This is a genomic window from Nocardioides sp. Z50_6 (genome assembly GCF_058215755.1).
On record NZ_JBZAJB010000002.1, the window covers coordinates 686,798 to 707,492 of the forward strand.

The following is a 20,695-nucleotide window of genomic DNA, read 5'->3' on the forward strand; positions in this document are numbered from 1 at the left end:
TCCATGGCATCGATCTCCACCGGCGTCTACTTCCGCAGCTACCAGCGCGAGCTGTCGCTGCGACACACCGCGGCGCAGTACGTCAGGCTCGCCCTGATCGTGGTCGCGGCGATCGCTGCGCCCTACGTCTTCGACCCCTACCAGCTGAGCATCCTCAACACCGTCCTGATCGCCGTCGTCGGGGCCGTCGGCCTCAACATCCTGGTCGGCTTCACCGGGCAGATCTCGCTCGGGCAGGGAGGGTTCCTGGCCGTCGGCGCCTTCACCTCCGGGTTGCTCACGATGCGCGCCGACCTGCCGGCGCCGCTCTCGATCGCCTGTGCGGTGGTGGTCACGGCCGCAGCGGGCGCCCTCTTCGGCCTCCCGGCCCTGCGGCTCAAGGGTCTCTACCTGGCCATCGCGACCCTGGCGAGCCAGGAGATCATCGTCTTCATCGCGCGGCGGTGGTCCTTCCTGCGCGAGGAGAGCGGCGCGCCGCTCGCGGTCGAGCGCTTCCGGGTCGGTGGCTACGAGATCACCCGCGAGTGGTTCGAGTTCCAGTGGTACTGGATCCTCCTCGCCTGTGCGGTGGTCGCGGTCCTGACCGCACGCAACCTATTCCGCACCGGGCTCGGGCGCTCGTTCATGGCGGTCCGTGACCAGGACATCGCCGCGGCGGCGATCGGCGTCAACGTGACCCGCACCAAGGTCGTCGCCTTCGCCGTCTCCTCCGGCTTCGTCGGTCTCGCCGGCGCGCTCACGGCGCACTACTCCGAGACCGTCACCTGGGAGTCCTTCACCTTCGAGATCTCCATCCTCTACCTGGCGATGATCATCGTCGGCGGGCTCGGGAGCGTGGCAGGCGCTGTGTACGGCGCCTTCTTCATCACCTTGCTGCCCGTCTTCCTCAACGAGGTGATCGGTGGCGTCGGCGAGCAGGTCCCGTGGCTCGTGAGTCGGCTGCCCGCTATCGAGAACGCCGTCTTCGGCCTCGTCATCATCGCCTTCCTGCTCATCGAGCCCCGCGGTCTCGACCGCATCTGGCAACGGATGAAGGACTACGTCCGCTTCTGGCCCTTCCGCTACTGACCCGGCACGTCTGAGAAACACCCACCCAAGGAGAAACACCATGCGCCAAACCCGCACCCTGCTGGTGGCCGCCGCCGCGGCCGCGCTCAGCCTCACCGCCTGCGCACCGGGCGGCGACTCCGACGAAGCCGCGGACAGCGACGGCCCGATCAAGCTGGGCGTCATCGCCGACCTCACCGGCGCGACCGGTGACGTAGGCACGCCGTACGCCAACGGCCAGAAGGCATACGTCGACTGGCTCAACGACAACGGCGGCATCGACGGCCGCGAGCTCGACGCCCCCGTCACGGACTACGCCTACGACCTGCCCACCGCCGAGCGGATCTACAAGGAGTACGTCAACGACGACGTCCTCGCCGTGATGGGCTGGGGGACCGGCGACTCGGAGGCGCTCGCACCGCGGATCACCTCTGATGAGCTGCCGTTCATGTCCGCCTCGTACGCCGAGCCGCTCACCGACCCTGCGGAGGCGCCGTACAACTTCGTGGTCGCCCCGACCTACTCCGACCAGGCGCGTGTTGCGCTCAACTGGATCGCCGAGGACGGCAAGAGCAGCGAGATCGCGATCTTCCACAACGACAGCCCCTTCGGGCTTGCCCCGGTCGCCGACGCCCAGGAGTGGGCCGCCGACCTGGACCTCAACGTGAAGGCCTACCCGATGCCGGCCGGCTCGACGAACTACACGGGGCTCCTGTCCCAGGCCGAGAAGCAGGGCGCGAAATACATCATGATCCAGAACGTCTCCTCCCCGGCGGCCCTGGTCGCCAAGGACATCAAGGCCCAGGGCCTGGACATGCAGATCGTCTGCCTCAACTGGTGCGCCGACGAGCTCTTCATCGACACCGCCGGCGCCGACGTGGCGGAGGGTCACATCCTGGTGCAGCCGTTCGCCCCGGTCTCCGCAGACCAGCCCGGCCACGAGGACGTGCAGGCCTACCTCGAGGAGAACGGCTCCTCGCTGGAGAAGGAGGGCCTCCACTTCGCCCAGGGCTGGTACACGATGCACGCGATGGCCGAGGGCATCCGCGCCGCGGTCGAGGCCGGCGACCTCAGCGGGCCCGGCATCAAGGAGGCCCTGGAGACGATGGGCCCGATCGACACCGGCGGCGTGCTGGGCACCGGTGAGATCGAGTTCTCCGAGGACTCCCACCGTGGCAGCACCGCCACCGGCATCTACCGGGTCGAGGATGGCGAGATGGCTCCCGTCGAGCTGGGCGTCTCGCCGTGACCCCATCCACCGTGGCTTCGGAGGCGGCCGGGTCCACCCCGGCCGCCCCCGGGGGCAACCTCCTCACCGTCAGCAGCATCGAGGTCATCTACGACGAGGTGATCCTGGTGCTGCGCGGGCTCTCGATGGAGATCCCGGAGGGCAAGATCGTCGCCCTCCTGGGCTCCAACGGTGCCGGCAAGTCGACGATGCTCAAGGCGGCCTCGGGCCTGCTCCCCAGCGAGCGCGGCGAGATCACCGACGGCTCGATCATCTTCGACGGCACCGACATCACCCGGATGGACGCCGCGGAGCGGGTGCGCACCGGCCTCTCGCTGTGCATGGAGGGCCGTCACGTCTTCGAGCACCTCACCATCCAGGAGAACCTGGTGGCCGGCGGGTATTCCCGTGGCGGGGCGTCGGCCGAGGACTTCGACCGGGTCTACACCTACTTCCCGAAGCTGGCCGACATGCGGGCGCGGGTCGCCGGCTACCTCTCCGGCGGCGAGCAGCAGATGCTCGCCATCGGGCGGGCGCTGATGGCGCGGCCCAAGCTGCTGATGCTCGACGAGCCGTCGCTGGGGCTCGCCCCGCTGCTGGTGCAGGAGATCTTCGGCTACATCCGTGCCCTCAACGAGGAGACCGGCCTGACCGTGCTGGTGATCGAGCAGAACGCTCGACGCGCGCTCGAGGTGGCCCACCACGGCTACATCCTCGAGCAGGGCCGGATCGTGCTCGAGGGGACCGCCGCCGAGCTCCAGGACAACCCCGACGTCAAGGAGTTCTACCTGGGCCTGGGTGACGAGGGTCGCAAGAACTACCGCGACGTCAAGCACTACAAGCGTCGCAAGCGCTGGCTGTAGGAACTCGGGAGATCACATGTCACACACCACCTCGATGACCGAGGCCCTGGCGGCCTACCGACACGAGCAGGGCGGGCGCGCTGCGGGGGTGGCCCGCGCGGGGGTCGGGCGCATCCCGGCGCTGGACGACCGGCTCCGTGCCGCCGGACTGCCGCAGGGCCCGGCCGATGCGGCGGCTCTCGACCGGCTGCCCGTGCTCGCCAAGGACGCGCTGCCGGCACTTCAGCAGGCGGCGGTCGAGCGACCCTTCGGGGGCCTGGTCGCCGACGGCTCACATCCGGTCCGGGCGTTCGCCTCGCCCGGTCCCATCTACGAGCCGCAGCTGGCCGGGCCCGACCCGTGGAGGTGGGCGCCGGCCCTCTCCGAGCTGGGCGTGGGGCGAGGAGACGTGGTGCTCAACTGCTTCAGCTACCACCTCTCCCCGGCCGGCCTGATGTTCGACGAGGCCTGTCGCGCCGTGGGCGCTCGGGTCATCCCGGCGGGGGTCGGGATGCAGGACGTGCAGGTCCACGTGATCGCCGACCTCGGGGTGACCGCCTTCATCGGGCTGCCGTCGTACCTCGCCGCGTTGATGACGACCTTCGACGAGGCGGGCCTGGCGGCGGACCGGTGGCGCGTGGAGAAGGCACTGGTCACCGCGGAGCCGCTGTCACCGGCACTGCGCCAGCGCCTGGTGGAGCGGGTGCCACGCGTGCTGATGTCCTACGGCACTGCCGAGTGCGGGCTGATCGGCTACGAGGCCGCGCCCGACGCCGGTCTCGTCCCCGGCCCGGACGTCTACCTGCAGGTATGCGACCCGGTGACCGGTCAGGAGGTCGAGGCGGGGGAGCCCGGAGAGGTCGTGGTGTCGGTCCTGCGTGAGGACTACGGCCTGGTCCGGTTCGGCACCGGCGACGTGTCCCGCTGGATCGAGGGACCGCACGGCCTTCGGCTCGCCGGCGTGCTGGGCCGGGTGGGCGCCGCGGTCAAGGTCCGCGGGATGTTCGTCCATCCGCATCAGGCCGCGGAGCTGCTCCGCTCCCTGCGCTCGTCCGGTGTCGCCCAGGGGTGCTTCGTCGTCGAGCAGGGCGGCGGGACAGACGTCCTGCGCATGGACCTGGTGGTGGAGGACGCTGCGCCGGAGGACGTGGCCGCGGTCGCGGAGAGGCGATGTCGCGACGTCCTGCGGGTGCGACCCGTGGTGCGGGTCGTCGAGACGCTGGAGGAGGACGCTGTCCTGGTCGACCGGCGCGGCTGATGCTCCGCCGGCCCGGGGGTCAGGCGGGGGTGATGAGTGCGGCGTACTTGCGACGGTGGCGGGACCGGACGATCCCCTTGAGGACAAGGGCGAGCTGGCGCTCGACGTAGACCTCGAGGGAGAGGGTCCGCTCGAAGTACCAGTGCTTCAGGGCCCAGGCGTGGGCGAGCAGCAGCAGGTCGTAAGCCGTGAGCTCGAGGTCGGGGACGTCGAAGAGGCCGGCCTCCACGCCCTGCTGGAGCGCGGCCCGCAGCGGTTCGCTCGTCTGGACCTCGAGCTCCTTGATCCGGGCCCGCCCGGCCTCGTCGAGGCTCTTGGTCTCGCGGTAGGTCAGCACCGCGGCGTGCCGATGCTGGTCGATGACCTGGCAGTAGGACCGGAACGCCGCCGCCAACCGGTGGACCGGGTCCTCCCCGGCAGCCTCGACGGCCTCGGGCACCTGGGTCGCGAAGGAGTCGAGCACCCCGAGGATCACGGCCAGCAACAGGTCGTCCTTGCCTCCGAAATAGCGGTAGATGAGGCCCACGCTCACGCCGGCCTCGGCGGCGACCGCCTGCATCGAGACGGCGTGCGACCCGTCGCGCTCCATCAGGCGGGCCGCGGCGTCGAGCAGCTGCGCGCTGCGCTGCGCGGCGCGGGCCTGTCTGGCGGCGTCGGCCGGCGCGAGCTGGACGGGGGTCGTCATGGAGCCTCCTGGACTCTGGGTGGGCCGCGAGGGATGGGCCGCAGACGCTCGCAGCGAGAAACCTGGGATGAATCTACATTCACTCTACCCGGCTCGACCCTTGACAGCGAGCATGGATGAACTTACGTTCATTTGTAGTGAAGCATGATTCAGTTTTCGAGGCAGGGGCGAAGATGACATTCGAGGACATCACGTACGCGGTCGAGGACTCGGCCGCCCTCATCACCATGAACCGTCCCGAGCGCTACAACGCGTTCCGGGCCAAGACGGTGGAGGAGCTCATCAAGGCATTCCGGCTGGCCTGGGCCGACAAGCAGGTGCAGTCGGTCATCCTGACCGGCGCCGGTGAGAAGGCCTTCTGCACCGGTGGTGACGTCAAGCAGCGCGCCGAGACCGGCGACTACGGCCCGAGCGAGTCGGGCATGTTCGAGATCGGCAACCTGCACAAGCTGATCCGCGACATCCCCAAGCCGGTGATCGCCGCGGTCAACGGCGTCGCGGTGGGCGGTGGGCACGTCCTGCACGTCCTGTGCGACGTCTCGCTGGCCAGTGAGACCGCCAGGTTCGGCCAGGCCGGTCCCAAGGTGGGCTCCTTCGACGCAGGCTTCGGGACGGCCTACCTGGCGCGGGTCGTGGGGGAGAAGAAGGCCCGCGAGATGTGGTTCTGGTGTCGGATGTACGACGCCCGGGAGGCGCTGGCGATGGGTCTGGTCAACAAGGTCGTGCCCGCGGATCGGCTGCTCGCGGAGGCCAAGGAGTGGGCTGCCGAGGTGTCGACGAAGAGTCCCACCGCGATCCGCTTCCTCAAGCAGTCCTTCAACGCCGACACCGACCACCAGGCCGGCTACAGCAACATGGCGATGACCGCGCTCGACCTGTTCACCGCCTCGCCCGAGGGTCTGGAGGGTGCCGCCGCATTCGCGGAGAAGCGCACCCCCGACTTCAACCAGCACGTCAACTGGCACTGAGCCGGAGCGGGAGACACCGATGTACTACGCCGATGACGCGGACCACGAGGCGTTCCGTGCGGAGGTCCGCCGGTTCGCGGCCAAGATCCTCGCCCCGCACTACCAGTCCGACGACAAGGCGGCAGTCTTCCGTCGCGAACTGGCCCTCGACATGGCCGGCCTGGGGCTGACCGGCCTCCGGATCCCCGAGGAGTACGGCGGCCAGGACGCCACCGCCGTCATCGCGGGGGTGGCGGCCGAGGAGGTGGGCCGCGCGGACTTCAACGCGACGTACCTCATCATCAACACCGCGCTCATCAGCGACGTGATCGTCCGCAACGCCACCGACGAGCAGAAGGCCGCCTGGCTGCCCGGGATCGCCAGCGGCGAGACCGTGCCCTGTATCTGCATCACCGAGCCCGGCCACGGCACAGACGCCGCCAACCTCGAGCTGAGGGCTGAGCCGGCCGCGGACGGGTGGACCCTGCACGGCGAGAAGACCTCGATCACCCTGGGCATGGCGAGCGACCGCGCCGTCGTGCTCGCCCGCACCGGCGGTCCCGGAGCCAGGGGAGTCAGCGCCTTCTGGGTCGACCTCCACCACCCGAGCGTCAGCCGGGCCCCCTTCGACGACCTGGGTGCCCGGTCCATCGGCCGGGCGTCGCTGCACTTCGACGGCACCCCGGTGGGCGCCGACGCCCTGATCGGCGCCGAGGGCGACGGCTTCGTCTCGGTCATGCAGGGCTTCGACTACTCACGGGCCATCATCGGTCTGGCCTGCCTCGGGGCCGCGAGCGCGTCCCTCGAGGAGGCGTTGCAGTGGGCGCGGGACCGGGAGGCGTTCGGCAAGCCGATCGGCACCTTCCAGGGGGTGGCCTTCCCGCTCGCCGAGCAGGCGACCTACATCAAGGGTGCGCGGCACGTCTGCTACGAGGCGCTGTGGCGCAAGGACACCGGCCTGGACCACTCCGCCGAGGCCGCGATGGCCAAGTTCTGGGCCCCGAAGCTCTCGGCCGAGGTCATCCACCAGTGCCTGCTCATCCTGGGTCACCTGGGCTACTCGACCGAGAGTCCCGTCGGCCAGCGCCTGCGCGACGTCATCGGGCTGGAGATCGGCGACGGCACCGCCCAGGTCTCCAAGCTCGTCATCTCGCGCTCGCTGCTGGGCCGATCCTTCGCTCCCTGAGCAGGTCCGCCACCCGGCACGCCTCCCCCCACGCATCCAGAAAGGCACCACCATGGGAACCCTCGACCAGAAGATCGCGATCGTCACCGGAGCGGGTCAGGGCATCGGCCAGGCCATCGCCCGGCGTCTCGCCACCGAAGGGGCCACGGTCGTGGTCACCGACGTCAACGAGGCCACGGCCAAGGAGACCGCCGCCTCACTGGGCAACGGCTCCCTCGGCCTGCACACCGACGTCACCGACCGGGAGTCGGTCAACGCCATGGTGACCCAGGTGGTCGACCAGCTGGGCCGCATCGACGTGCTGGTCAACAACGCGGGCTGGGACAAGGCCGAGCCGTTCGTCGACTCCGAGCCCGAGACCTGGGACCGGGTCATCGGCATCAACCTGTACGGCGTGCTCAACACCTCCAAGGCCGTGCTGCCGATCATGGCCGCCCAGGGATCGGGCCGGGTGGTCAACCTGGCCTCCGACGCCGGCCGCGTCGGCTCGTCGGGCGAGGCGGTCTACTCGGCCGCCAAGGGCGGGGTCATCGCCTTCACCAAGGCCTCCGCCCGCGAGATGGCACGCAACCAGATCAGCATCAACTGTGTGTGCCCAGGTCCCACCGACACCGCCCTCTTCGCCAGCATGGGCGGGGAGAAGCTGCGCGAGGCCCTGGCGAAGGCGATCCCGTTCCGCCGCCTCGGCCAGCCCGAGGACATCGCCGGCGCGGTCGCCTTCTTCGCCTCCGACGACGCGGCCTTCATCACCGGCCAGACCATCAGCGTCAGCGGTGGGCTGACGATGGCCTGACGGCCCGCCGCAGTCCAACCGGCAACCTTCCACCCCATCGGAGCCGCAGTCATGTTCGAGACCACCCTCACCTCCGCGCAGAAGGAGAGGTTCACCCGTGCCGGCTACTGGCGCGACCGGACCATCATCGACTTCCTGCACGAGGCTGCCGCAGCGACCCCGGACAAGGTGGCCTTCGTCGACAGCCGGCGCGCGGTCACCTTCGCCGAGCTCGAGAAGCAGGTGGACCGCTGCGCCCTGGGCTTGCTCGAACTCGGGATCAAGCCCGGCGATGTGGTCTCCTTCCAGCTGCCCAACTGGATCGAGTGGATCGTCGTGCACTACGCGGCGAGCCGCATCGGTGCGGTCAGCAACCCGCTGATCCCGATCTACCGCGAGCGCGAGGTCGGCTTCATGGTGGGGCTGGCGAAGTCCCGGCTCATCGTGGTGCCGCAGGACTTCCGCGGATTCGACTACCCGGCGATGGTCGAGCGCCTGCGCGGTGACTGGCCGGCGCTGGAGCACGTGCTGGTCGTGGACGCCCCCGGCGGGCCGGGCTCGTGGGAGGAGTTCATGGCGACACCGTGGGAGGAGCGCCGGGACCCCGGCGAGCTGGACGCCCTCCGCCCGGACCCCGATGACGTGACGCTGCTGATCTTCACCTCCGGCACCACCGGCGAGCCCAAGGGTGTGATGCACACCCACAACACCGTCGTCGCGGCCAACGACGCATTGCCCGAGCGCCTCGGCATCACCGCCGACACGGTCTTCCACATGGCCTCGACGCTGGCCCACCTGACCGGGTTCCTCTACGGCGCCCGGCTCAACGTGCAGAACGGCGCGACCTGCGTGCTGCAGGACGTGTGGGACGCGGCTGACTTCGTCGAGCTCGTCGAGCGCCACCGCATCTCCTACACCTCGGGTGCCACACCCTTCCTGCACGACCTGCTCAAGGCGCCCGACCTCGACCAGCACGACCTCTCCTCGCTGGTCCTCTTCTGCTGCATGGGCGCTCCGATCCCGCGGGTGCTGGTGCGTGAGGCGCGGGACCTGCTGCCGGGCCTCGCCGTGCTCGGCGGCTGGGGGCAGACCGAGGAGGGGCTGGTGACCCTCGGGATCCCGGGTGATCCCGAGGAGAAGGTGATCGACACCGACGGCTACCCCTTCCCCGGGATGGAGATCCGGGTTGTCGACTTCGCCGGGGAGCCGCTGCCCGCCGGCCAGGAGGGCGCCCTGCAGGTGCGCGGACCCTTCCTCTTCGTCGGGTACGCCGAGCGGCTGGAGCTGACGCGCTCCCTGTTCCGTGAGGACCCGGACGGCGACTGGTTCGACACGGGCGATCTCGCGCACATCGACGCCGACGGCTACCTGCGCATCTCGGGACGCACCAAGGACGTCATCATCCGCGGCGGGGAGAACATCCCGGTCTCCTACGTCGAGAACGTGCTGCACGAGCACCCGGACGTCGACAACGTCGCCGTGGTGGCCATCCCGGACCCCCGGCTCCAGGAGCGGGCCTGCGCCTGCCTGGTGCTGAGGGCGGGCGCCCCCGAGCTCACCTTCGAGGCGATGCGGGAGTTCCTCGCCACCAAGGGGGTCGCGAAGCAGTACTGGCCGGAGAAGCTGGTCATCCTCGACGACTTCCCGAAGACGCCGAGCGGCAAGATCCAGAAGTTCGCGCTGCGGGAGACCGCGGGACGGGAGAGCTGACATGGACATGGCACTCAACGACGACCAGCGCAGCTTCCAGCGGCTGGCCCGCGACTTCCTCGACGCCGAGGTGGTGCCCCACCGCGCCCAGTGGGACCGCGACGAGTCGGTGGACACCAGGATCATCCCGATGCTGGGTGAGATCGGTTTCTTCGGGCTGACGATCCCCGAGGAGTACGGCGGCCTGGGTGGCGACTACATCACCTACTGCCTCGGCATGGAGGAGCTCGGCCGTGCGGACTCCGCGGTCCGGGGCATCGTCTCGGTCTCGATGGGCCTGGTCGGCAAGGTGATCCTGTCCCACGGGACCGAGGAGCAGAAGCAGGAGTGGTTGCCGGGCATCGCCACCGGCACCCGGCTGGCCTGCTTCGGCCTGACCGAGCCCGACAACGGCTCGGACCCGGGCAGCCTCAAGACCCGGGCCACCCGGCAGGGCGGCGACTATGTGATCAACGGGTCCAAGATCTTCATCACCAACGGCACCTGGGCAGACGTCTGCCTGGTCTTCGCCCGCACCGGGGGAGAGGGCCCGAAGGGCATCTCGGCCTTCCTGGTCCCTACCCACACCCCGGGCTTCGGCCGCACCGAGATCCACGGCAAGCTCGGGCTGCGCGGACAGGCCACCGCCGAGCTCTCCTTCGACGACGTGCGGGTGCCCGCCTCGGCGCTGCTCGGGGAGGAGGGCCAGGGCTTCGCCATCGCCATGCACTCTCTCGACAAGGGCCGGGTCTCGGTCGCGGCAGGGTGCACCGGCATCGTCGCCGGGTGCCTGGACGCCGCGGTCGACTACGCCAAGGAGCGCAAGCAGTTCGGCCGTCAGCTCGCCTCGTTCCAGATGATCCAGGACATGATCGCCCAGATCTCGGTGGACGCGGACGCCTCGCGGCTGCTGACCTGGCGCGCGGCCGACCTGATCGAGCGTGGCGAGCCGTTCGGCGTGGAGGCGTCCAAGGCCAAGTACTTCGCCTCCGAGGCGGCGGTGCGGGCGGCCAACCAGGCCATCTCCATCTTCGGCGGCTACGGCTACGTCGACGAGTACCCCGTGCAGAAGTACATGCGCGACGCCCGGGTGATGACGCTCTACGAAGGCACCAGCCAGATCCAGAAGCTCCTCATCGGACGCGCCGAGACCGGCGTCAACGCCTTCCTCTGACCCCCGGCTCGAAAGGACACCGTCATGGCCACCACCCCGCAGACCCCCCTGGGGTTCTTCGGCACCGACTCGCTGCTGAGCGAGGAGGAGATCGCGATCCGCGACACCGTCCGCAAGTACGTCGAGGACAAGGTCAGGCCGCAGCTGGCCGGCTGGTACGAGTCCGCCTCGATCCCGGCGCGCGACCTTGCCCGCGAGCTCGGCTCGCTGGGGGTGCTGGGAATGCACCTGGAGGGCTACGGATGCGCGGGCACCAGCGCGACGTCGTACGGCCTGGCGTGCATGGAGCTGGAGGCGGGCGACTCCGGACTGCGCTCCCTGGTCTCGGTACAGGGCTCGCTGGCGATGTTCGCGATCTGGAAGCACGGCTCGGAGGAGCAGAAGCAGGAGTGGCTGCCCCGGATGGCAGCGGGCGAGGCGATCGGGTGCTTCGGTCTGACCGAGCCCGACTTCGGCTCCAACCCCGCGGGGATGCGCACCCGGGCGAAGCGGGACGGCACCGACTGGGTGCTGACGGGCAACAAGATGTGGATCACCAACGGTTCGGTCGCCGACGTGGCCGTGGTCTGGGCGCAGACCGACGAGGGGATTCGCGGCTTCGTCGTGCCCACCCAGACGCCCGGGTTCAGCGCGCCGGAGATCAAGCAGAAGATGTCGCTCCGGGCGTCGGTGACCTCCGAGCTGGTGCTCAGCGGCGTGCGCCTCCCGGACTCGGCGGTGCTGCCCGGGGCGACCGGGCTCGCCGGCCCGCTGTCGTGCCTCAACGAGGCGCGGTTCGGGATCATCTTCGGCGCTCTGGGCGCGGCCCGCGACTGTCTGGAGACGGCGATCGCCTATGCCGGCGAGCGGGAGATCTTCGACAAGGCGCTCTCGGGTTTCCAGCTCACCCAGGCCAAGTTGGCGGACATGTCCCTCGAGCTCGGGAAGGGGATGCTGCTCGCCCTGCACCTGTCTCGCCTCAAGGACGCGGGAGCCCTCGACCACCGGCAGGTCAGCCTCGGCAAGCTCAACAACACCCGCGAGGCGATCGCCATCGCCCGGGAGTGCCGCACCATCCTCGGTGCCGCCGGCATCACCCTCGAATACCCGATCATGCGCCACGCCAACAACCTCGAGTCGGTGCTGACCTACGAGGGGACCTCGGAGGTGCACCAGCTGGTCATCGGCCAGGCGCTGACGGGCCAGGCGGCCTACCGCTGACATCCAGCATGACGACGTGCCCGAGGGCCTCGCTGTAGCCCACTCGCGCACGACGCTGGCGCCCCAGTGCGACGACGTCCCCGGTCAGCGTCCAGTGGGATGGCCACGCGACCGCCCTAGGAGCGCGAGGCGGTGTGGTCAGGCGCTCCTGCCCTTCGGGCCTGACGGTGGCGGGGCCGGCCGGCGCTGAGGACGAGCCGGACGACGAGGCCGGCGAGGAGCGCCCAGAAGGCGGCGCTCACCCCGGCGACCGCGATCCCGGAGGCGGCGGTGGCGAAGGTGACGACCGCGGGGATGTGCTCGGCCGGATCGGCGAGCGCGGCGCTCAGCGAGGCGGCCAGCGTGCCCAGCAGCGCGAGGCCCGCGACGGCGGCGAGGACGCCGAGGGGGGCGAAGGAGACCAGGGTGGTGAAGGCGGCCGAGGCGATGCCGAGGACGACGAGCACGAGGCCGGAGGTGACGCTCGCGACCCAGCGCCGGGAACGGTCCTCGCCGGCCTCCGGCCCCGCGGCGAGGGCGGCACTGATGGCGGCCAGATTGATCGCGTGCCCGCCGGCCGGCGCCCCGACGAGGGTGCCGACCCCGGTCACGAGCATGGCCCGCCGCCACGGCACCACGTAGCCGAGGCCCTTCATGACGGCGACGCCCGGGACGTTCTGGGCGGCCATGGTCACCAGGTAGAGGGGCAGGGCGATGCCGACCAGCGCGGAGAGGGTGAACGCCGGTGCGGTGAGCTCCAGCTGGGGGACGAGGGTCGCCGGGTCGACCTGGCGACCGGAGGCGACCAGGTCGACCGCGATCACGACCGCGGCGGCGAGGAAGCCCAGCGGGGCGGCGAAGCGCGGCGCGAAGCGGACGCCGAGCAGCCAGACGACGACGATCGGCGCGACCGCGGCGGGGTTGTCCGCCAGCCCGGTGACCGGACCCAGGCACAGCTGGAAGAGGACGCCCGCGAGCATCGCCTGGGCGATCGAGGCCGGGATGCGGGAGATGAGCGCCCCGAGCCGCGGGAGGAGCCCGGTGAGCACGATCAGCACGCCGGTGACGAGGAAGGCGCCGACCGCCGCGGGCCAGCCGCCCGCGACCGCCCCGGTGGTGGCGAGCAGTGCCGCGCCGGGTGTGGACCAGGCGGCGGTGATCGGCAGCCGGGTGGTGAGGGCGAGCACGATCGAGGCCAGCCCCATCGTGATGCTGACCGCGAGCAGCCCGCTGGAGGCCTGGGCCGGGCTGGCCCCCACTCCCTCGAGCCCTGCCAGGACGACGACGAAGGCGCTGGTGAACCCGACCAGCCCCGAGACCACCCCGGCGGAGACGGGGGCGAGCAGGCCGCCGCGCCCGGTCTCCGGGCCACGCGCCACGCCGTCGCCGGTCAAGCCCGCCGCTCGCACGAGCTCCGCACCTCGGCGGCACACCGGTCCCGCCCCTTGTGCCCGCTGGCGACGTCGCGACCCGGGCCGCCGATCAGCGTGTCGTCCCGACTGCCGCCCCGGAGCTCGTCGTCCCCGGGGCCGCCGAAGAGGTCGGATCCGTGGCACTCCCGGCTGGGCCAGAGCCGGCCCCACTCCTTGCCGATCAGCAGGTCGTCCCCGCCGCGCCCCCGCACGGAGCCGTAGCAGGCGGAGACGGCGAGGCGGTTCGCCCCGCCCGTCCCGGAGAGTCGGACCCGGTGCGAGGTGACGATGGCAGCCTCGAAGCGGGCCAGGCGGGCGCGGTGCGTCGACCCGGCCTTGTCGACCCGGAGGCCCCCGGCCTGCAGGTCGAGGGCGAGCGAGGTCTCGCCGTCCCCGTTGAGCGAGATCGTGTCGCGGCCCCGGCCGCCGTCGAGGTCGGTCTCGGCGGTCGTCCTCGAGGTCTCCACGATGTCGTCGCCACCGCCGAGGCGGGCGGTCAGGCGAGACCCGGTCGCGAAGAGGGACTCGTCGGCATCGCTGCCCAGGAAGGTGAGGTCGGACTCCTCGCTCAGCACGGACACCGAGTAGGCGTCGAAGCCGTCCATGACCGCGACGGTCCGACCGTCCTCGGTGTAGCGCCCGGCGCGGGAGTCGAGCGTCGCCGACCGGCCCCGGAGGTCCAGCACGAGGAGGTCGTCGCCCGCTCCGCCGCTGGCCGAGCCGCCTTCCGCCCAGTACCCCTCCAGGTCGAGGTAGTCGTGCCCACCCCCCAGCTCGAGGCGGTCGCCGTTCGGCTCTCCGATGGTTCCGCTGTCGAACGAGTCGATGCCGGCACCGCCGATCAGCACGTCCGGCTCGGTGTCGACGTGTCCTCCCGCCTCGCCACCCCAGTGGCCGGCGCTGACCTCGTGGCGGCCGGACCCGCCCTCGTACCGGTCCGACCCGGCGCCGAGGGTGAGGAGCAGGTTCCACGTCGGAGCCTGCGTGCTGTCGACGATGTCGTCCCCCGGTCCCACGTCGATCAGGAGGTTCTTTCCCGTGCGGGAGTCGTAGCCAGGGGTGCGGCCCCGGATGCAGACCACGTCGTCGCCGCCGAAGGTCTGGACGTTCCCCCACCGGGAGCGGGTGTACTCCAGCAGCACGACGTCCGGCCCCTCGGTGCCCCGCACGTCGCGGTCGATCGCGTGGATGGTGACGGGCAGCCCGCGGCAGGTCTTGCCCGGGGCCGAGCTGGTCGCGGACCCGGTCGCGGACCCGGTCGCGGACCCGGTCGCGGACCCGGTCGCGGACCCGGTCGCGTACCCGGCCGTCGGGGCGGCGAGCAGGGCCCCGCCCAGCAGCAGCGCGGTCGTCAGGACGGTGGTGCGGCGCATGGATCCCCCGTGGACTGTCGGCGGCGAGGCGTGGAGCGTAGCGCTGGTGGCGCGTGGCCTACTGGTGGCGCGGGCTTCCTGGTGGCCGGGGATCGGCGGACTACGGCTCGAACTTCCTCCACTGCCCCTCGGAGACCACCTCGACGGTGCCGTCGACGACCTTGAGGGCCGTCTGCTCGTCGATCACGTAGGCCGGGACGTCCAGGTCGGCCGCCCAGCGCTCCGCGTGGGCCATGGTGTTGGTCGGGAAGAGGTCGAGGTGCGGGAAGATCGAGAAGTCGACGACCCCCAGCGTTCGGTCGTCGGGTGCGGCCGGCCACTCCACGAAGTACTCGCCGATCCGGGGGGTCATCACCATGCTGCCGGCGCTGACCCCCACCCAGACCAGGTCGGGGAGCTGGGGAAGCAGGTCGGCCAGCCCGGACTCCCGCATCCAGTGGCAGAGGTAGGTCGCGTCCCCGCCGTCGACCAGCAGCACGTCGGTGTCGCGGACCCAGGGCACCCAGCGGTCCGCGCCGATGCTGGGCAGGGCGGTGAGCTCCAGGACGCCCAACGAGGCGAAGCCGAGCCCGGAGAGGTGCTCCCAGGTGGGCTCGGCGGCGACCAGGCCGCGCACCGACCCCGGCCCGCACATCGGATGGCCCCACTGGGCGGTCGGCACGAGCAGGGCGCGCGCCTCAGCGACCGGCTTGCCGAGGAGATCCTCGAGCGCCGCGTGGATGCTCGGGTTGGTGACGCCTCCCGAGGTGAGCAGGAGCTTCCCGGTACTCATGGGCAGATCCTGGCGGCCGGTGATCCGTGCTGTCCATACCCACCGCAGGAGGGGACCCGGCACCGCAGGAAGGAGCCCGCCCCACAGCAGGAAGGGACCCGGCCCACAGCACGGATGGCCCGCCCGGGAGTCGCTCGTCCGGGCAGCTCTTACCGTCGTCGGTGGAAGCGGTAGTCGCCGGAGGGGTGGTGTCTGAGGTCCCAGTCGGGGTCGTGGGCTTTGCGGTGGTGGTGGCCGCAGAGGGGGAGTCCGTTGTCGAGGTCGGTGTGTCCGTGGTTGCCCCAGGAGAGCTGGTGGTGGTGGATCTCGCACCAGGCGAAGGGGCGTTCACAGCCGCCGACGGCGCAGCTGTCGTGGACCAGGGAGAGCGCGCGGCGTTGGGTGAGGGTGTGGAGTCGGGTCAGTCGGCCGAGGTCGAGGGGTTCGGAGCGGCTCCCGAGGACGGCGGGCACGAGGCCGGCCTCGCAGGCGAGGCGGCGGGCCTCGCCGGCGGTGATGGTGGTGCCGGTGTCGAGCTTGGCGGCGCCGATCCCGGTGAGGAGGGCGTCGAGACTGAGAGTGACCAGGACGGTGGTCTGGGAGGTGGCCAGTCCGGTGGTGGGGAGGTGCTCGATGAGCTCGCACAGGGCTTGGCCCTGGGTGAGGAGGTAGGACTGCGAGGGGGGTGCGGACTCGTCGATCACGGTGGGGCGGGTGCCGTCGGCGGCGTGTTTGGTGGCGAGCCGTCGGGGGGAGGTGAGGTGGCCCAGGACGGTGTCGAGGAGGTGGCCGTGGAGCTCGGGGATGCGGAACTTCCCGCTCCAGGTGCCGTCGCCGTTGTCGTGGAGGGAGAGGAAGGTCTCCCGGTCGGCGCCGTGCTTCTCGCGGGTGAGCAGCTTGTGTTCGTGGGCGTCGGCGAGCTCGCGGTCGACGGGGTCGAACATGCGGCGGGCGGCTTGGCGGAGCCTTTTGGCGTTCATCGGTCGGCCGGTGCGGGTGGCGTCGCCGGTGGCTTTGGCGACCAGGTGCTCCTCGGCTTCGGCGATCTGGTCGGGGGTGGCGGTGTCGGGGGACTGTTCGGCGGCCTCGACGATGACGCGGACCTGGTCGGTGCGGAGTCGTCCGGCGGCGAACGCCTCACGGGTCACCGCGTACTTGGTCTTCAGCAGCTCTCCCAACCGCACTCCGGCGGCCTGGGAGGCGCGGGTGGAGCCCAGCAGCCCGGCGAGCCAGGCGTCGGTGCCGGTGGCGGCGCCACCGACGTCGGGGTCGTCGGCGATCTGGCGGGCGTCGGCCTCGGCGGAGAGTGCCAGTCGCAGGGCGGTGGCTGCGGACTCGAGCTCGGCGACGGTCTGGATCACCTCACCGAGCTCGGTGAGCGGAACCGTGGAGGTGTCGAGGGTGCCGGCGGAGCGGACCGCCTCCCGGGCGGCTGCCACCAGGGCCCCGACCCGCGAGGGCACCCCGAACCCACCGAACCCACCGAACCCACCGGGGGCACCGGGGGCACCGGGTGCCGCAGTGGCGGGGCGGGTGGTCGACATGCGTCAACCCAACCAGCCGCCACCGACACTTCCACCCCTGCCGCAGGCCCCGTCTCAGACTGCGAACACCAGTTCGAAAAAAGTCGCAGACGGCTCAGCGCAGCGTCGGTGCGCTCGGTCCCACCCGCTCGGCGAGCCACGCCTGCCGCTGCGCGTCGTCCGGGGAGAGAGCGTCGGAGATGACGTGCGGGCAGACCCGGCCGAAGTAGTCGGTGATCGGGCCGTCGGACTCGCGCACCAGCATCCCCGCCGCCTCGCCGTCGATCACCCACGAGCCGATGACGACGTAGTTGCCGTCGAAGACCGGCACGTCGGTGTAGGCCTGGTAGACGTAGCCCTCGGCGCCGTAGGAGCCGGGCATCTCGATGTCCTCGAGCGCGTCGGCGAGGTGGATGCGGATGTTGTCGCCCTCCCGGCCGTGCAGCGGCTTGGCGACCCAGTCCTCCAGGTCGCCCGGGTCGTCGAAGTAGGCGGGGAGCAGCAGCCGGTGGCCCGGGTTGCGCTCCCACAGCACCGGCAGCAGCGCCTTGGTGGAGAGCATCGCCTTCCAGGCGGGCTCGAACCAGTTGACCGGACGGGCCTCGCGCTCCTCGACGATGTGGCGCCCGAACGGCTCGGCCAGCATCTGCTCCCAGGCGTAGAGCTTGAAGGCGTTGCGGACGCGGTAGTCGTGGGCGTCGCGGAACTCGCGGGCGTCCGGGTTCCACCCGATCTCGGCCATCGGGTGGGCGAGGGTGGCGAAGCCGGCCTGGACGGCGGTGTCCATCAGGTAGTGGGCGGTCATCTCCATCTCGCCGTCGTCGTAGCGCTCGCCCTCGCCGAGGTCGTAGAAGAAGTGCAGCTCGTCGCCGTCGGTGGCCCCCGAGGTGCGCAGCCGCTGCCACCCGTCGACGAGCCGCTCGTGGACGCTGTTCCACTGGTCGAGCTCGGGCATCCGGTCCTCGAGCCAGCGCCACTGGGCGACGCCGGTCTCCACCAGCCCGGTGGGGGTGTCGCCGTTGATCTCCAGCATCTTGATCGAGGCGTCGGCGCCGTAGACGAGGTCGAAGCGGGAGTAGAGCGACGGGTCCTGCCGCGCGATCGAGCGGCGTACGACGTCCATGGTGCCCGGCGGCAGCCCGAGCCGCTCATCCGACATCGTCGCGGCCATGTGCCCGGCGGCGTCGACGCACATCGCCCAGAGCTCCTCGGTGGCCGCCTCCAGGGCGTCGACCTCGTCGCCGGTCACCTCGTACCAGGCGGACTCGTTCCAGTAGGGCCGCGTGGTGCCGTCGGGCAGCTCGGTGACCGGGAAGACGAGGCCCTGCTCGGTGACGATCCGCTGCCAGTCGGGGCGCGGCTTGATCTCATGGCGCCACATCAGGCGATGCTGGCGCAGACGATGGCGGCCACCGAGAGTGCGGAGGCGGCGGCCAGCCAGGCCAGCGGGCGGACCGGCCCCGGCTCGGTGACGATCTGGCGCAGGTTGCCGGGCGTCACCGCGTCGATGGCGAAGAGCATCGCCGCGTTGAGCGCGACGCCGAGGATGGCGAAGGAGACCGTCCAGGCCAGCGGCCACCCCAGGTCGGTCGCCCCGTTGACCCAGATCGCGGTGAAGAGCACCAGCGCGTTGGAGATCATCCACGCCGAGGCGACCAGTCCGGCCGAGCGCGACTGCAGGTGGACCGAGGCCTTGCCGGACTCGTCGGTGCCGTGCAGGTGGCTGCCCAGGTGGCCGGGGGTCACCAGGTCGAGGACGTAGTAGGCGAGGATGAGGATCACCCCCGACACCAGCGCGTAGACGATGGCGTGGAAGACGGCGTTGAGCAGGTCGGTCACGGGTTCTCCTGGTCGGGGATGGGCAGGTCAGGACGAGAAGCCGCGGTTGGAGACCCCGAACCCGCCCTTGGTGGTCGTGGACTTCACGCTTGAGCCGCCGGTGGCCGGCAGCCCGCCGCGCTGCACGCTGCCGTTGAGGCCGCTGCCGCGCCAGGTACCGCCGGTGGCCAGGCCGCCCACGGGCGGGACCCGCGAGCTGGCGCCGAGGTAGTACCAGAAGAAGCCGGTACCGACGCCGCTGTAGTCGCGGCTGGTGTCGCACTGGTCGTCGTCGACCCGCTCCTGGGTGTCGGGGTCGACGCAGACCGCGGCGTAGTCGGCGGAGGTGGTGGCGCAGCCGGTCAGTCCGGACGCCGCCAGGGCAGTGACGCCGAGCGCGACCGAGGCGGAGCGCATGCGTCGACGTGGCGTGGTGGTCATCGGTCCTGCCTCTGCTGGGAGTGACGGGTCAGGCTGGGGTAGGCGAGCCCGGTGCCGAGGACCAGGGCGGCGGCGACCAGGGAGGTCGTGGAGCTGTCCCGCGCGCTGAGGACCAGGGCTGAGATGAACGTACCCGCTGCGGCTGTGGGAAGAACGATGCGGCGTACCGGCCGCTCGGCGCTGTCGCGTCGGCCGAAGTAGAACGGGACGGCGGCGCAGGTCAGGGCGTAGTACGCCGAGACGAGCAGCGCGGTGGCCGCGACCGAGTCGGCCAGGACCGCGTCGCTGGTGACGACCAGGACGGCGTAGGTGGCAGCGGCGAGCCCGGTGAAGACCCACGTCGCGGTCGCCGGGGAGCCGGTCGAGGTGACCCGGGAGAGCACGGCGGGCAGGTCGCCGCGCCGCGACATCGAGAACATCGCCCGGGCCGACGGGAGGATGGTGGTCTGGGCGCTGGCCAGGGCCGAGACGAGGACGGCGCCGGCCAGGATCGTGCCGCCGGTCGAGCCCATCAGCCGGGTGCCGAACTCGGCCAGCACGTCCCCCTCGCCGACCGCGGCCAGCCGGTCGACCCCGGCGTAGGAGGTGATCGCCCAGGCGAACCCGGCGTAGAGGACGACCAGGAGCCCCATCGCGGTCAGGGCGGCGCGGACCGGGGTGGCCACCGGGTCCTCGGACTCCTCGTTGACCGAGAAGGAGGAGTCCCACCCCCAGTAGAGGAAGACCGCGACCAGAAAGGCGGCGACCACGCCCGAGGCGCTCAGGTCGGGGTTCGCCGCCCCGGCCGTGGGCGGCAGCGGTGTCGCCAGCGCGGCCCGGACGGCGAAGACGACCAGCAGCAGCGCCTCCACGGTGAAGAGGGTCAGCTGGGTGCGGGCGGCCAGGGTGATGCCGCGCGCGGCCAGCGCCGCCATCGCGACCAGCAGCACGATCCCGGCGCCCGCCTGGGCGAGGCGGGAGTCGGCCAGGTCGTCGAGCCCGACCACCGTGTAGCCGTAGATCGCCGCCGCCTGCATCAGGTTGCTCATCACCAGCACGCAGGCGGCGATCACCATCCAGCCGGCCAGGACGCCGGCCCGCCGCCCGAACGGCTTGGAGGTCCAGGCGTAGCAGGTGCCGCAGTCGGGCTCGACGGCGTTGAGCTCGGCGAAGGCGAGGATGACGAGCACCACCGGGAGCGCGGCGACGGCGAGCAGCAGCGGGGCCGCGTCGCCGACCATCGCGGCGAGCAGCCCGACCGTGACGGCCAGGGAGTAGGCCGGGGCGGTGGAGGCCAGCGAGAAGACCGTCGAGACGGTCAACCCCACCGAGCACGGGGCGAGGCTCCCGGACATGCGCGCGTCCTCTCGACGGGCTGCGGTCCGTTCGTC

Annotated in this window: 19 protein-coding genes; 10 read left to right on the plus strand and 9 right to left on the minus strand. The window is 71.2% G+C overall.

The features are described from left to right. Window positions 1–3 precede the first annotated feature (3 nt). The 4 genes from AC4BGE_RS08030 to AC4BGE_RS08045 are packed head-to-tail and all read left to right on the plus strand — an operon-like array spanning window position 4 to window position 4,375. Complete coding sequence (locus tag AC4BGE_RS08030; protein ID WP_490572551.1) at window positions 4–1,068, plus strand: branched-chain amino acid ABC transporter permease; 1,065 nt, start codon at window positions 4–6, stop codon at window positions 1,066–1,068. 40 nt (window positions 1,069–1,108) lie between these two features. Continuing rightward, window positions 1,109–2,296 carry an ABC transporter substrate-binding protein gene (locus AC4BGE_RS08035; RefSeq protein WP_490574925.1) on the plus strand — a complete coding sequence of 396 codons (1,188 nt, stop codon included), beginning with the start codon at window positions 1,109–1,111 and terminating at the stop codon, window positions 2,294–2,296. Beyond that, on the plus strand, window positions 2,293–3,138 hold the full coding sequence (locus AC4BGE_RS08040) for an ABC transporter ATP-binding protein (protein ID WP_490572549.1): 846 nt from the start codon (window positions 2,293–2,295) through the stop codon (window positions 3,136–3,138). Before AC4BGE_RS08035 ends, AC4BGE_RS08040 begins: the two co-directional genes overlap by 4 nt. 16 nt (window positions 3,139–3,154) lie before the next feature. After that, a complete protein-coding gene (locus AC4BGE_RS08045; protein ID WP_490574926.1) occupies window positions 3,155–4,375 on the plus strand; it encodes a phenylacetate--CoA ligase family protein in 1,221 nt (406 codons plus the stop codon). 19 nt (window positions 4,376–4,394) lie between these two features. Here the strand turns inward: AC4BGE_RS08045 and AC4BGE_RS08050 are convergent, their stop codons facing one another. Beyond that, window positions 4,395–5,060: a TetR/AcrR family transcriptional regulator gene (locus AC4BGE_RS08050; RefSeq protein WP_490572547.1), complete on the minus strand. Its 666-nt coding sequence runs from the start codon at window positions 5,058–5,060 to the stop codon at window positions 4,395–4,397. Between the two features lie 173 nt (window positions 5,061–5,233). On the opposite strand from AC4BGE_RS08050, the gene AC4BGE_RS08055 reads away from it, so the two are divergent. The 6 genes from AC4BGE_RS08055 to AC4BGE_RS08080 are packed head-to-tail and all read left to right on the plus strand — an operon-like array spanning window position 5,234 to window position 12,028. Continuing rightward, a complete protein-coding gene (locus AC4BGE_RS08055) occupies window positions 5,234–6,028 on the plus strand; it encodes an enoyl-CoA hydratase-related protein (RefSeq protein ID WP_490572546.1) in 795 nt (264 codons plus the stop codon). A 19-nt stretch (window positions 6,029–6,047) separates the two neighbouring features. Next, window positions 6,048–7,193 (plus strand): acyl-CoA dehydrogenase family protein, encoded by a 1,146-nt coding sequence (locus tag AC4BGE_RS08060; protein WP_490572545.1) that lies wholly within the window; start codon window positions 6,048–6,050, stop codon window positions 7,191–7,193. A gap of 52 nt (window positions 7,194–7,245) precedes the next feature. Continuing rightward, a complete protein-coding gene (locus AC4BGE_RS08065) occupies window positions 7,246–7,986 on the plus strand; it encodes an SDR family NAD(P)-dependent oxidoreductase (protein WP_490572544.1) in 741 nt (246 codons plus the stop codon). A 51-nt stretch (window positions 7,987–8,037) separates the two neighbouring features. Continuing rightward, window positions 8,038–9,675 carry an AMP-binding protein gene (locus AC4BGE_RS08070; protein ID WP_490574927.1) on the plus strand — a complete coding sequence of 546 codons (1,638 nt, stop codon included), beginning with the start codon at window positions 8,038–8,040 and terminating at the stop codon, window positions 9,673–9,675. A gap of 1 nt (window position 9,676) precedes the next feature. Further along, a complete protein-coding gene (locus AC4BGE_RS08075) occupies window positions 9,677–10,828 on the plus strand; it encodes an acyl-CoA dehydrogenase family protein (protein WP_490572542.1) in 1,152 nt (383 codons plus the stop codon). A 24-nt stretch (window positions 10,829–10,852) separates the two neighbouring features. Next, on the plus strand, window positions 10,853–12,028 hold the full coding sequence (locus AC4BGE_RS08080; RefSeq protein ID WP_490574928.1) for an acyl-CoA dehydrogenase family protein: 1,176 nt from the start codon (window positions 10,853–10,855) through the stop codon (window positions 12,026–12,028). 116 nt (window positions 12,029–12,144) lie between these two features. Here the strand turns inward: AC4BGE_RS08080 and AC4BGE_RS08085 are convergent, their stop codons facing one another. From AC4BGE_RS08085 to AC4BGE_RS08120, 8 genes are all read right to left on the minus strand, one after another. Further along, window positions 12,145–13,401, minus strand: a complete 1,257-nt coding sequence (locus AC4BGE_RS08085; protein WP_490574929.1) for a benzoate/H(+) symporter BenE family transporter — start codon at window positions 13,399–13,401, stop codon at window positions 12,145–12,147. Further along, window positions 13,398–14,792: a hypothetical protein gene (locus AC4BGE_RS08090; protein ID WP_490574930.1), complete on the minus strand. Its 1,395-nt coding sequence runs from the start codon at window positions 14,790–14,792 to the stop codon at window positions 13,398–13,400. Before AC4BGE_RS08090 ends, AC4BGE_RS08085 begins: the two co-directional genes overlap by 4 nt. Before the next feature lie 100 nt (window positions 14,793–14,892). Beyond that, complete coding sequence (locus AC4BGE_RS08095; protein WP_490574931.1) at window positions 14,893–15,564, minus strand: Type 1 glutamine amidotransferase-like domain-containing protein; 672 nt, start codon at window positions 15,562–15,564, stop codon at window positions 14,893–14,895. Between the two features lie 149 nt (window positions 15,565–15,713). Then, on the minus strand, window positions 15,714–17,087 hold the full coding sequence (locus AC4BGE_RS08100; protein WP_490574932.1) for an HNH endonuclease signature motif containing protein: 1,374 nt from the start codon (window positions 17,085–17,087) through the stop codon (window positions 15,714–15,716). A gap of 94 nt (window positions 17,088–17,181) precedes the next feature. Beyond that, window positions 17,182–18,447, minus strand: coding sequence for a glutathionylspermidine synthase family protein (locus tag AC4BGE_RS08105; protein ID WP_490574933.1), 1,266 nt, complete (start codon window positions 18,445–18,447; stop codon window positions 17,182–17,184). Beyond that, window positions 18,447–18,905, minus strand: a complete 459-nt coding sequence (locus AC4BGE_RS08110; RefSeq protein WP_490574934.1) for a DUF350 domain-containing protein — start codon at window positions 18,903–18,905, stop codon at window positions 18,447–18,449. The genes AC4BGE_RS08105 and AC4BGE_RS08110 overlap by 1 nt, the downstream gene beginning before the upstream one ends. Window positions 18,906–18,932: 27 nt before the next feature. Continuing rightward, window positions 18,933–19,325, minus strand: coding sequence for a hypothetical protein (locus tag AC4BGE_RS08115; protein WP_490571065.1), 393 nt, complete (start codon window positions 19,323–19,325; stop codon window positions 18,933–18,935). Continuing rightward, a complete protein-coding gene (locus AC4BGE_RS08120; protein ID WP_490574935.1) occupies window positions 19,322–20,659 on the minus strand; it encodes an APC family permease in 1,338 nt (445 codons plus the stop codon). Before AC4BGE_RS08120 ends, AC4BGE_RS08115 begins: the two co-directional genes overlap by 4 nt. Between the last annotated feature and the right edge of the window lie 36 nt (window positions 20,660–20,695).